Source organism: Alcaligenes parafaecalis, from assembly GCF_026344135.1.
In the GTDB taxonomy this organism is placed as follows: domain Bacteria; phylum Pseudomonadota; class Gammaproteobacteria; order Burkholderiales; family Burkholderiaceae_B; genus Alcaligenes; species Alcaligenes parafaecalis.
Map to the genome: position 1 here is coordinate 318850 of NZ_JAPKNA010000002.1, position 11890 is coordinate 330739.

Below are 11890 nucleotides of genomic sequence, written 5' to 3' on the forward strand. Positions count from 1 at the left end.
GAAGAAGATCAGGACTGACGGCTAAGGACGCATTCGTCCAAAGCAGGGCGCGCCAGTTGCAGCGTGAAGCAGTGTAGTTCATCGCGGCGGAAGGCGTAGACCTGAACGGTCTGGCCGGGTTCGTAAGCGGCCAACAGGCGCTCCAGGCTGGCCGTGTCACTGACGCGCAAACCGTCAACGGCGACCAGGGCATCACCAGCAGACAGCCCAGCTTGATGCGCTGCGCCATCGGTAAACACGGTTGCCAGTTGGCATTGGCCTGCGCTTTGACGCAAGCGGGCGTTCAGGCTGGGTAGTTTGGAGGAGGCTTGCCATTCCAGCTTCAGGCCGTGTTCGGCCAGCCAGGGTTTTAATGGCAGGTCTTCGCAACCTTCAACGTAGCGAGCAATGAAATCCGAGGCGTCGTAGCCAGTAGCTTCCAGGATCAGGGCAGGCATGGCATCTTCAGGAATGCCTTGTGGCTTGCCTTGATAGAAGTCGCGGCCATAGCGCTCCCACATCAGCAGCATCACATCGTCCAGGCTCTTGGCTTGCTGGGTGTGGCTGCGAATGCACAGGTCCAGGCCCAGGGCGATCAAAGCCCCTTTGCTGTAGTAGCTGACCAGCGCATTGGGCGAGTTCTCGTCCTGTTTGTAATAGCGCGTCCAGGCATCAAAAGAGCTTTGTGCGGCGGACTGCTTGAAGCGGCCAGGGCCACGTTCAACGGCATTAATGTTCTTGGCCAGCAGCTTCAGGTAGTCGGCTTCACTGAGCACACCCGAGCGCAGCAGCATCAAATCGTCGTAGTAAGACGTGAAGCCTTCAAACACCCACAGCAGGCGGGTATGGTTTTCGCGGCTCAGGTCATACGGCGCAAATGCAGCGGGCTTGATGCGCTTGACGTTCCAGGTGTGGAAGTACTCATGGCTGACCAGACCCAAAAAGGTTTGGTAGCCTGCGCTTTTTATCGATTTATCCTGGCCCTGGGTGGGCAGATCACGGCGCGATGCGACCAGTGCGGTCGAGGCGCGATGCTCCAGACCGCCGTAACCGTCATCGGTCACCATGGTCATGAATACGTAGCGCGAGCTGCAATCCAGAAAGGGCGCGTGGCGGGTTTCTGGCTCAAAGAAGGCGATTTGCTCGGCGCAGATTTTCTCTACGTCACGGGCGATGCGTGGTAAATCCAGATTGGGGATGATGCCGGTAAAGACCAGTTCATGCTCAGCGCCGTGAGCAAAGAAGCTGATGACCTGTGGAGTACCCATCTCAATCGGGTGGTCGATCAGCTCATCGTAATTGCTGGCGCGGTACAGGCCAAAACCATAGCGCTCTGCTGCGCCCGGCATGCCAGTGGCTTCGGGCAGGCTAGTGTAGACCTGCCAATCTTCCATGTCCTCGTTGGACACCAGTTCCAGCAGGCAAGGCTGTTCTGTCTGACCTTCGACGGCCAGCAGGGCGCTGGTGCCATTAAAGAAAGCATGGGTCTGATCAATATGCGCGCCTCGTACGGACAGATCCCAGGCGTAGACCTGGTATTGCACGCTCAAGGGACCCTCGCAGGGCTCGCATTGCCAGCGGTGATTGTCCAGCTTGCGGATGGAAACCGGTTTTTCGCCAGAGAAGGCAGCTATGCTCTCGATCTGACGTGAGAAGTCGCGGATCAGATAGCTGCCAGGAATCCAGGCCGGAAGGCTGAGGACTTGGCCATCTGTTTGGGGGGAAGTGATCTGTATCTGGACAGTCAGGCGGTGGCCGACGAGATCTGTCGGCTCGGCACGGTAAAGTACGGGTGTAGGTTCCATTCCCCTATTCTATTTAATTTTTCTGGGAGTCAGCATGAACGAACCCTTAGTCAAAGCAGAGGTGCATGGTCGTGTTGCTTTATTGACATTAAATCGGCCCAAGGCTTTGAATGCGCTCAATAACGAGCTGATCGCCGAGTTGTATGCCCTGCTCAAGAAATACGATACCGACAACGAAATCGGTTGTATCGTGCTGACCGGTAACGAAAAAGCCTTTGCGGCTGGTGCCGATATCGGCGCCATGAAAGACTGGAATTACCACGATGTCAGCTCCCAGGATTACTTGGGTGGCCAGTGGGAAGAACTGCGCCGTTTCCGCAAACCCATCATCGCGGCCGTTGCTGGTTACGCTCTGGGTGGTGGCTGCGAGTTAGCCATGCTGTGTGATTTCATTATTGCTGCCGACTCCGCACGTTTTGGCCAGCCTGAAATCAAACTGGGCGTGATTCCCGGCTTTGGTGGCACGCAGCGTTTGCCGCGTGCTGTGGGTAAAGCCAAGGCGATGGATCTGATCCTGACTTCGCGCATGATGAATGCCGAAGAAGCAGAGCGCTCCGGTCTGGTGTCGCGCGTGGTGCCTGCCGACAAACTGCTTGAAGAAGCACTGGAAGCGGCAACGGTTATTTCCAGCATGTCCTTGCCGTCGGTCCTGATGGCCAAAGAATGTGTGAACCGTGCTTTTGAGTCGTCGCTGGAAGAAGGTCTGCTGTTCGAGCGCCGTAATTTCCATGGCTTGTTTGCCACTGACGATCAGAAAGAAGGCATGCGTGCTTTCGTCGAGAAGCGTAAGCCCGAGTTCAAGCATCGCTAAGTTTCTCAATAGCCGATAAAACAGGGGGTGTGTTGTAAAATTGCTGCACTGCAATGTTACAAAATAAGCTTACCCCTTGATGCCATTGAGATTGCGGAAATCAGCCTTGCATTAAGTATCAAACAAGCAAGGCTGAATTTGCTTACAACAAAAAAAAGACGCTATACTTTATGGGTTTGACGACACCGGCTTTTGAAAGGGGCCGATAATATTGCGCGGATGGATTGGCCAGAGGCCTTTGCAGTACATCCACCCACACAACGTTATCTGATTGTTTCCTAATCTATGAATCAGCCGATTTATCAGCAGACAGGCACCGCAGCCAAGGTGCACACAGCAGGGGACACGTCGCCAATTCCCGAACCCGTCGTACTTACGCCCGAGCAACGTAGCCGCATGGCTCGCCGGGCAGGGCAAGGAATTGTGCGCACACTTGTTGCTCAGGCTTTTATGGGCCTGTTGGCTATAGTCCTGTCGGCATGGATTTCCGGCGCACATGCAGCAGCCTCAGCACTTATCGGTGCGGCTGCTTATTTTGTGCCTAACGCATTGTTCGCATTGCGTCTTTTGCTGGGTTTGATGGGCGGCGGTAACGCCGGAGCTCTCTCCTTTTTCTGGGGTGAAGCGTTCAAGCTCGGTTTTGCAGTATTGACACTGGCAACGGCTGCCATGGCAAATACGGGCTGGTTGGTTTGGCCTGCTTTGCTCTTTGGCTTGTTGTGTGTCTTGAAGGGATATGTGCTGCTGCTGTTTTTCCGCAAGCTGCCATAACGAATTTTTGTTTCACGGGCTTGTCCCATAACGTATACATCACAGGGTAAATACAGATGGCTGCTGCTAGTGATATTTCGCCTCAGTCAGGGTACATCCAGCATCACCTGGTTCACTTGAATAACGTAGGTGAAAAACAGGATGTTCTGGCCAACTTCGGTGTCATTAACTACGACTCCATGTTCTGGTCCCTGCTGATGGGTCTGGTTGTGGTTTTCTTTCTGTGGCGCGCCGCTTCGGCCGCAACAGCCGGTGTGCCAGGCCGCCTGCAGTCTTTTGTAGAAATGCTGGTCGACTGGGTTGAAGACCAGGCCAAATCCATTGTTCCTAACGCTGAGTCCCGGAAATTTGTCTCGCCTTTGGCGCTGACCGTGTTCCTGTGGATCATCATGATGAACGTGCTGGACTTGCTGCCCGTTGATGGCCTGGGCTGGATCTTCATCCAGACAGGTCTGGCCGCCGAACACGGCGACCCTCTGTACTACCACCGTATTTTGCCTACCGCTGACCTGAACGTGCCAATGGGCATGTCCATGGGCGTGCTGCTGCTGATGTTCTACTACGGCATCAAGATCAAGCACCCAGGCGGCTTTGTCAAAGAGCTGTTTACTGCACCGTTCGCCGCCTCGGGCCTGATGGCCGTGGTGCTCGCACCCTTTAACTTCTTGCTGAACTGCATCGAGTACGCCGCCAAGTCGGTCTCCTTGGGTATGCGGTTGTTCGGCAATATGTTTGCCGGTGAACTGGTTTTCATGCTGATCGCTCTGCTGGGTGGCGCATGGACAGGGTTTAATGGCGCCAGCCTGGGACTGGGTATCGGTCACATTCTGGCCGGTTCTGTGTGGGCAATCTTCCACATTCTGATTGTGTTGCTCCAGGCGTTCATCTTCATGATGCTCACCCTTGTCTATATTGGACAAGCACACGAAGGCCATTAATCCGATTCCGACTGGACAATGGTGTCTGGTTGGGGGGAGCAGGCTTAGCCTGCTAACGCTTTGATTTTTTTGAATTACACCTGATTTTTAACCAAGGAGTTGTCATGACCAACGTAGCTTTCGTTGCTCTTGCTTGCGGTATCATCATCGGTCTGGGCGCATTTGGCGCTTGCATTGGTATCGCCCTGATGGGTGGTAAATATCTGGAAGCATCCGCTCGTCAGCCAGAACTGATGAACGCTCTGCAAACCAAGATGTTCCTGCTGGCCGGTCTGATCGATGCTGCTTTCCTGATCGGTGTCGGTATCGCCATGTTGTTTGCATTCGCCAACCCATTTGTTGGGTAATAAGGCGAGTCCGTTGCCGCTTTTGGCAGACGGGCAGGCAGTCGTCGTTAGCGGTGTGTTGCTCGATTTGATCATGCACCGCTTGTCGACTTGAACATACATGTGTCAGGACGCATACCGCCTCCTACACACGTGGTATTGAAGGGATACGACCGTGAATTTAAACGCGACTCTCTTTTTTCAGATGATCGTGTTTTTCGTTTTGGCCTGGTTTACGATGAAATTCGTATGGCCGCCACTGACGAAAGCAATCGATGATCGTCGTCAGAAAATCGCTGATGGTTTGGCTGCTGCTGATAAAGGCAAAGCCGATCTGGCCCAGGCCCAAGCGCGTATCAGCCTGATGGATGCCTCGGCCAAGTCCGACAACCATCAACGCATTGTCGACGCTGAAAAACAGGCGACTGCTCTGCTGGAGCAAGCTCGTCGTGAAGCCGAAGCCGAAAAAGCCCGCATTATTGCGCAGGCCCAGCAAGACGCCAGTCAGGAAGTACAACGCGTACGTGAAGGTCTGCGTAGCGAAGTGGCTGCGTTGGCTGTCAAGGGTGCCGAGCAAATCTTGCGACGCGAAGTTGACGCGAATGCGCACGCCCAGCTGCTCGAGCAGCTCAAGGCAGAACTTTAACATCAAGGCAGGCCATGGCTGAACTATCGACTATTGCCAGACCTTACGCCGAAGCCCTGTTCGCCGCGGTAAGCGACGAGCGCCAGGGCCTCGAATCGTGGTCGGCCCTGTTGTCCGAAATGGCTCAGGTGGCCGGTCTCCACGATGTGCGCGAGGCACTGAACGATCCGCGCCTGAATAATGGGCAGCGACTCGAACTCTTTACGGGCCTGGTTAAGTCACAGGTCACCGAAAAGGCTCGCAACTTTCTTCAATTGTTGGTGGACAACCAGCGCATCTTGCTGCTGCCACAGATTGCAGAACAGTTTGAACTATTGAAACACCAACTCGAAGGCACGGCGCAGGCACAAATTATCAGTGCTTTCCCGATGGCTGAGGCTCAGGTTGCTGAGCTGACCGCTGGGCTGGAGAAAAAGTTTGGCCTGAAGCTAAAACCGACTGTGACCGTCGACACTGACCTTATCGGCGGTATTCGGGTGATTGTTGGTGACCAGGTGCTCGACACTTCCGTGCAGGCCCGGCTGGCCAGCATGCGCGATACGCTGACCGCATAGCGCGAGTCAGTAAACAGGATTTCAGGAGTCTGAACATGCAACTTAATCCGTCCGAGATCAGCGAACTGCTCAAGAGCCGCATCGAAGGCCTGGGTGCGTCGACTGACGTTCGTACACAAGGTACGGTCGTATCCGTGACCGACGGTATTACGCGCATCCACGGTTTGTCCGATGTGATGCAGGGCGAAATGCTCGAATTTCCGAACAACACGTTCGGTCTGGCCCTTAACCTCGAGCGCGACTCTGTCGGCGCCGTGATTCTGGGTGAATACACCGGTGTTTCCGAAGGCGACTCAGTTAAAACAACTGGCCGTATTCTGGAAGTACCCGTCGGCCCGGAATTGTTGGGTCGTGTGGTGGATACGCTGGGTATGCCTATCGACGGCAAAGGCCCGATCAACGCCAAGATGACAGACGTCATCGAGAAAGTAGCTCCTGGCGTTATCGCCCGTGAGTCCGTCTCTCAGCCCATGCAGACCGGCACAAAAGCCGTGGACTCCATGGTGCCAATTGGCCGTGGTCAGCGCGAGCTGATCATTGGTGACCGTCAGACCGGTAAAACTGCCGTGGCTGTGGACACCATCATTGCTCAAAAGGGCAATGGCGTTAAATGTATTTATGTTGCCGTGGGCCAAAAAGCTTCCACGATCAGCAACGTGGTGCGCAAGCTCGAAGAGCACGGTGCTCTGGAGTACACGATTATTGTGGCCGCCTCGGCTTCCGAGTCCGCTGCCATGCAATATCTGGCTCCTTACTCCGGTTGCACCATGGGTGAATACTTCCGTGATCGTGGCGAAGACGCCCTGATCATTTATGACGACTTGACCAAGCAAGCTTGGGCCTACCGTCAAGTATCCCTGTTGCTGCGTCGCCCACCAGGCCGTGAAGCCTACCCCGGTGACGTGTTCTACCTGCACTCCCGTCTGCTCGAGCGCGCTGCTCGTGTGAACGCCGAGTACGTAGAAAAATTCACTAACGGTGAAGTGAAAGGCAAGACCGGTTCGTTGACCGCACTGCCTATCATTGAAACGCAAGCCGGTGACGTTTCCGCCTTCGTTCCAACCAACGTGATTTCGATTACCGACGGCCAGATCTTCCTGGAATCGGACTTGTTCAACGCAGGTGTTCGTCCCGCTATTAACGCCGGTATTTCGGTGTCCCGCGTGGGTGGCGCTGCTCAAACCAAGGTCATCAAGAAACTGTCCGGCGGTATTCGTACCGACTTGGCTCAGTATCGTGAATTGGCTGCGTTTGCTCAGTTCGCCTCCGACCTGGATGACGCAACCCGTCGCCAGTTGGAACGTGGCAAGCGCGTGGTCGAACTGCTCAAGCAGCCCCAGTATCAGCCTTTGGCTGTGTGGGAACTGGCCGTGAGCCTGTACGCTGTGAACAACGGTTACTTCGACGATCTGGAAGTCGCTCAGATTCTGCCTTTCGAGAAAGGTCTGAAAGATCACCTGCGCAGCAAGTTCGCTGCTCTGGTTGAGCGTGTCGAAAGCAAGAAGGAACTGGTTAAAGAAGACGAGGCTGAGCTGGTTGCAGCCATCCAGGACTTCAAAAAGCACGGCGCTTTCTAATCATTGTTGGCAGGCGCCGGAAACCCCGGCGCCATGATTAGCGGGAGTCGACAGCCTAGTCTGGCTCCCGATAATGCCCTTACAGGAAAGTGTGATGGCCGGAATCAAGGAAATTCGTACTAAGATCAAGAGCGTGCAAAACACGTCCAAGATCACCAAAGCCATGGAGATGGTGGCGGCATCCAAGATGCGCAAGGCGCAAGAGCGGATGCGTGCTGGCCGTCCCTATGCAGACAAGGTGCGCGAGATTGCTTCGCATCTGATGCAGGCGCACCCCGACTACACTCACCCTTACATGGTTGAGCCTGCCGAAGTCAAATCGGTTGGTATCGTGGTTGTCAGCACGGACAAAGGTCTGTGTGGCGGCTTGAACACCAACATCCTGCGTTTGGTACTTGCGCGTGTGCGCGAGTTTGAAGACAAAGGGATTTCGGTTCAGACAACGGCTTTGGGTAGTAAAGCTGCTGGAACATTGGCGCGTGTTGGTGCCAATCTGGTTTCTCAGGAAGTGGGCTTGGGCGATGCGCCTAACCTGGAACGTCTGATCGGCGCTATCAAAGTGCAGATCGACGACTTCGTGGAAGGCCGCATTGATGCGGTGTATCTGGCGACCAGCCGCTTTGTCAATACGATGAAGCAGGACCCGACATTTATTCGCTTGCTGCCTCTGCCTTCCGGTCTGAAAGATCCTTTCCAGGCTGGTGAACAGGTAGAAGCTCAAGAAAGCGCTAATTCTTCCGAATACGGTTGGGATTACATCTACGAACCCGATGCCAAGTCGGTTATTGATGACTTGTTGCTGCGTTACGTAGAGGGTCTGGTGTATCAGGCCGTTGCCGAGAACATGGCCTCTGAGCAGTCTGCCCGTATGGTGGCCATGAAAGCCGCTTCGGACAACGCCAAGACCGTTATCGGTGATCTTCAGCTGGTCTATAACAAGACCCGCCAGGCAGCGATTACGAAAGAAATCTCTGAAATCGTGGGGGGTGCCGCTGCTGTGTAATCACGGCAAGGCACACCATCAAAGTTATATTGCAAGGACTCAACATGAGCAACGGTACCATCGTTCAGTGCATCGGCGCCGTGGTGGATATTCAGTTCCCCCGCGACAGCATCCCTAAAGTCTACGAAGCGTTGACGCTCGTTGACGAAAGTTCGGCTTTCGCAGAAAAAGGCCTGACATTTGAAGTACAGCAACAATTGGGTGACGGTGTAGTTCGCACCATCGCCATGGGTTCCAGCGACGGCCTGCGTCGTGGTATGGAAGTGGCCGGCTCCGGCGCACCGATCTCCGTACCCGTGGGTCTGGGCACATTGGGCCGCATCATGGACGTGTTGGGTCGTCCGATCGACGAAGCTGGTCCTATCCAGTCTGACGAGCGTCGCGCCATTCACCAGGCCGCTCCTACTTTTGACGAACTGTCGCCTTCCGTAGAGCTGCTGGAAACCGGTATTAAAGTGATTGACCTGGTTTGCCCGTTCGCCAAGGGTGGTAAGGTTGGTCTGTTCGGTGGTGCCGGTGTGGGCAAAACCGTGAACATGCTGGAACTGATCAACAACATCGCCAAGGCACACAGCGGTCTGTCCGTGTTTGCTGGTGTGGGTGAGCGTACCCGTGAAGGTAACGACTTCTACCACGAAATGGCTGATGCTGGCGTTATCCAGATGGACAACCTGAGCGAGTCCAAAGTGGCCATGGTGTTCGGTCAGATGAACGAACCTCCAGGCAACCGTCTGCGTGTGGCACTGTCCGGCCTGACCATGGCCGAGAAGTTCCGTGACGAAGGCCGTGACATTCTGTTCTTTGTGGACAACATCTACCGCTACACCCTTGCCGGTACTGAAGTGTCTGCTCTGCTGGGTCGTATGCCTTCCGCAGTGGGTTACCAGCCTACGCTGGCCGAGGAAATGGGTAAGCTGCAAGAGCGTATTACCTCTACCAAGACCGGTTCGATTACGTCCATTCAGGCCGTTTACGTTCCAGCCGATGACTTGACTGACCCATCGCCTGCTACGACCTTCTTGCACTTGGACTCCACCGTTGTGTTGTCGCGTGACATTGCTGCTCTGGGTATTTACCCTGCTGTGGATCCTCTGGATTCCACCAGCCGTCAGCTTGATCCACAAGTTGTGGGTGAAGAGCACTACGCAGTGGCTCGTGGCGTACAGCAGACACTGCAGCGCTACAAAGAATTGCGCGATATTATCGCCATTCTGGGTATGGACGAATTGTCTCCAGAAGACAAACAGGCTGTTGCTCGTGCTCGTAAGATCCAGCGCTTCCTGTCCCAGCCTTTCCACGTGGCTGAAGTGTTTACCGGCTCGCCTGGTAAGTACGTTCCACTGGCTGAAACCCTGCGCGGCTTCAAGATGATCGTCGACGGCGAGTGTGATGCACTGCCAGAACAGGCGTTCTACATGGTCGGTTCGATCGACGAGGCTTTCGAGAAAGCCAAGACTATTCAGTAATAAGGATTGCTCATGGCTAAGCTTCATGTTGACGTGGTCAGTGCCGAAGAATCGATCTTTGCTGGTGAGGCAAAGTTCGTGGCGCTGCCCGGCGAGGCTGGGGAACTGGGTATTTTGCCCGGCCACACCCCACTGATCTCGCGGATTCGTCCCGGCACGCTGAAGATCGTTATGGCCGATGGCAGCGAAGAGCATATCTTTGTCGCTGGCGGCATACTCGAGGTTCAGCCTGGGAAAGTCACTGTATTGTCGGATACCGCGATTCGCGCTAACGACTTGGATGAAGCAAAGGCACTTGAAGCCCGCAAACATGCGGAAGAAGCCCTGCGCAACACCAAGGACAAAGCCGACATCGCTGTTGTGGAAGCCGAGCTGGCCATGCTGGCCGCCCAGGCTGCTGCAGCACGCCGCCTGCGTAGCGTGCGCAAGCACTGATCCCAGGCCCGGTAGCATCCATGAAAAAGCCACCCTTAGGGGTGGCTTTTTTGCGGGCAGCGTGTTTATGGCCTACGACGACTTTTGAAGGGATAAAAGGCTGTTTGCTATGCCTTTGCGCCAATCTCTTTCTATGTTTTCCTTTCCCAGTAGAGTATCCAGCCTGTCTTGTCGCAGACCTGACTGTCCGGGTCGCTTAGCAGGTGTTGGGTATTGACTGGTAGGAATAGGGCTTAATGCTGGCGCTTTGGATAACAGCCCAAGCTTGAACGCCTGAGCAAAGATTTCCTGGGCGAATCCATACCAACTTACAGTGGGCTGCCCCGCAAAATGATAAACACCTGACAGGGCTTGCTGCTGACCGTGGCTTTGCTGTGATTCATATAGCCTTTCAGCCAACTGCAACAGCACCTGAGCAATATGTGGTGCATAGCTGGGGCCACCAATTTGATCATCCACAATGCTTAGCTCAGCGCGCTCTCGACCAAGGCGCAGCATGGCTTTCAGGAAGTTGCTTCCAAACTGACTGAACACCCAGCTAGTACGCAAAATGAGGGCGGAGGGCAGGGCAGCCATGACGGCTTGTTCACCTGCCAGCTTGCTTTGCCCATAGATGCTGACAGGAGACGTAGGGGCATCTTCGGCATAGGGCTGCTCTGCCAGACCGTCAAAAACGTAGTCTGTAGAGATATGTACCATTCCTATGTCACGTTCGGCGCAGGCAGCGGCCAGAAGGCCTGGAGCGACACCGTTAATCAGATGTGCTGCCTCCGGCTCGGACTCCGCCTTGTCGACTGCGGTGTAGGCTGCGGTATTGATGACGATATCGGGGCGACGCTGCTCCAACGTCAAGGCAATAGAGTTGGCTTGAGTAATGTCCAGCTCAGCACGCCCAAGCATGAGAAGCTCGGCACTTGTATCGGTGTTCCTACTCAAGTCTGCAAAGGACTGACCCAGTTGACCGTGAGCCCCGGTAAGCAGGATGACAGGACGTGTCATGAGTTTAGGCCTGACCTTGGGTGACGAGCTGGCTAAGGACAGGATAGTGTTTGTCCTTTTCGGACAACTGCGGGTTCTGGATTGGCCAATCTATCGCGACTTCAGGACAGTTCCAGGCCAATCCCCCTTCATCCTGTGGGAAGTAAAAGTCGGTGCATTTGTAGCTGAAGTCGGCAAAGTTCGACAGGACACAAAAACCGTGGGCATAGCCTGGGGGGATCCAGAGTTGCTTATGATTGGACTCGCTCAGTTCAACGCCGACATACTGTCCAAAAGTGGATGAGTCGGGCTGTATATCTACGGCTACATCGTATACTGCTCCCCGACTGACGCTAACCAGCTTGCCTTGAGGCCGGGTTTTCTGAAAATGCAGGCCCCGTAATACACCCTTTTCGGACCGTGAAAAATTGTCTTGTACAAAGGGAAGGCTGATCCCCGCTTGCTCTTGATAGCGTTGCTGGTGATAGGTTTCTTTGAAGAACCCGCGTTCGTCACCAAAAACAGTGGGTTCAATGATTAGAACGCCCGCCAGGCGAGTGGGATAAATGGTCATGTTGATGTGGGGGTGAGGTGCTTGAGT

General features: G+C 54.7%; 13 protein-coding genes. 10 read left to right on the top strand and 3 right to left on the bottom strand.

What is annotated here, in order from left to right; genetic code table 11:
- Positions 1 to 8: 8 nt before the first annotated feature.
- The gene (locus OSH09_RS08360) at positions 9 to 1784 is read right to left on the bottom strand and encodes a M61 family metallopeptidase (protein WP_266120716.1); all 1776 of its coding nucleotides are present in this window, start codon (positions 1782 to 1784) and stop codon (positions 9 to 11) included.
- A 34-nt stretch (positions 1785 to 1818) separates the two neighbouring features.
- Here OSH09_RS08360 and OSH09_RS08365 point away from each other — a divergent pair, with 34 nt between their 5' ends.
- The 10 genes from OSH09_RS08365 to OSH09_RS08410 all read left to right on the top strand — a co-directional run bounded on the left by OSH09_RS08365 (position 1819) and on the right by OSH09_RS08410 (position 10311).
- The gene (locus OSH09_RS08365) at positions 1819 to 2595 is read left to right on the top strand and encodes an enoyl-CoA hydratase (protein ID WP_266120717.1); all 777 of its coding nucleotides are present in this window, start codon (positions 1819 to 1821) and stop codon (positions 2593 to 2595) included.
- 285 nt (positions 2596 to 2880) lie between these two features.
- Positions 2881 to 3366, top strand: a complete 486-nt coding sequence (locus OSH09_RS08370; RefSeq protein ID WP_222668953.1) for an ATP synthase subunit I — start codon at positions 2881 to 2883, stop codon at positions 3364 to 3366.
- Between the two features lie 56 nt (positions 3367 to 3422).
- Positions 3423 to 4304 (top strand): F0F1 ATP synthase subunit A, encoded by an 882-nt coding sequence (atpB, locus tag OSH09_RS08375; RefSeq protein WP_207872362.1) that lies wholly within the window; start codon positions 3423 to 3425, stop codon positions 4302 to 4304.
- Between the two features lie 104 nt (positions 4305 to 4408).
- Positions 4409 to 4651: a F0F1 ATP synthase subunit C gene (gene atpE, locus OSH09_RS08380; RefSeq protein ID WP_003805001.1), complete on the top strand. Its 243-nt coding sequence runs from the start codon at positions 4409 to 4411 to the stop codon at positions 4649 to 4651.
- 154 nt (positions 4652 to 4805) lie between these two features.
- On the top strand, positions 4806 to 5276 hold the full coding sequence (locus tag OSH09_RS08385; protein WP_207872361.1) for a F0F1 ATP synthase subunit B: 471 nt from the start codon (positions 4806 to 4808) through the stop codon (positions 5274 to 5276).
- A gap of 14 nt (positions 5277 to 5290) precedes the next feature.
- A complete protein-coding gene (locus tag OSH09_RS08390) occupies positions 5291 to 5830 on the top strand; it encodes a F0F1 ATP synthase subunit delta (RefSeq protein WP_207872360.1) in 540 nt (179 codons plus the stop codon).
- A gap of 35 nt (positions 5831 to 5865) precedes the next feature.
- Positions 5866 to 7407 carry a F0F1 ATP synthase subunit alpha gene (atpA, locus tag OSH09_RS08395; protein ID WP_207872359.1) on the top strand — a complete coding sequence of 514 codons (1542 nt, stop codon included), beginning with the start codon at positions 5866 to 5868 and terminating at the stop codon, positions 7405 to 7407.
- Between the two features lie 94 nt (positions 7408 to 7501).
- A complete protein-coding gene (gene atpG, locus OSH09_RS08400) occupies positions 7502 to 8410 on the top strand; it encodes a F0F1 ATP synthase subunit gamma (protein ID WP_207872358.1) in 909 nt (302 codons plus the stop codon).
- A 44-nt stretch (positions 8411 to 8454) separates the two neighbouring features.
- Positions 8455 to 9876, top strand: coding sequence for a F0F1 ATP synthase subunit beta (gene atpD, locus OSH09_RS08405; protein ID WP_266120718.1), 1422 nt, complete (start codon positions 8455 to 8457; stop codon positions 9874 to 9876).
- Positions 9877 to 9888: 12 nt separating this feature from the next.
- Positions 9889 to 10311, top strand: a complete 423-nt coding sequence (locus OSH09_RS08410; protein WP_207872356.1) for a F0F1 ATP synthase subunit epsilon — start codon at positions 9889 to 9891, stop codon at positions 10309 to 10311.
- Between the two features lie 72 nt (positions 10312 to 10383).
- Here OSH09_RS08410 and rfbD read toward each other — a convergent pair whose 3' ends face one another.
- The gene (gene rfbD / locus OSH09_RS08415; RefSeq protein ID WP_266120719.1) at positions 10384 to 11310 is read right to left on the bottom strand and encodes a dTDP-4-dehydrorhamnose reductase; all 927 of its coding nucleotides are present in this window, start codon (positions 11308 to 11310) and stop codon (positions 10384 to 10386) included.
- Positions 11311 to 11314: 4 nt separating this feature from the next.
- Positions 11315 to 11863 (bottom strand): dTDP-4-dehydrorhamnose 3,5-epimerase, encoded by a 549-nt coding sequence (gene rfbC, locus OSH09_RS08420; RefSeq protein WP_266120956.1) that lies wholly within the window; start codon positions 11861 to 11863, stop codon positions 11315 to 11317.
- Positions 11864 to 11890 lie beyond the last annotated feature (27 nt).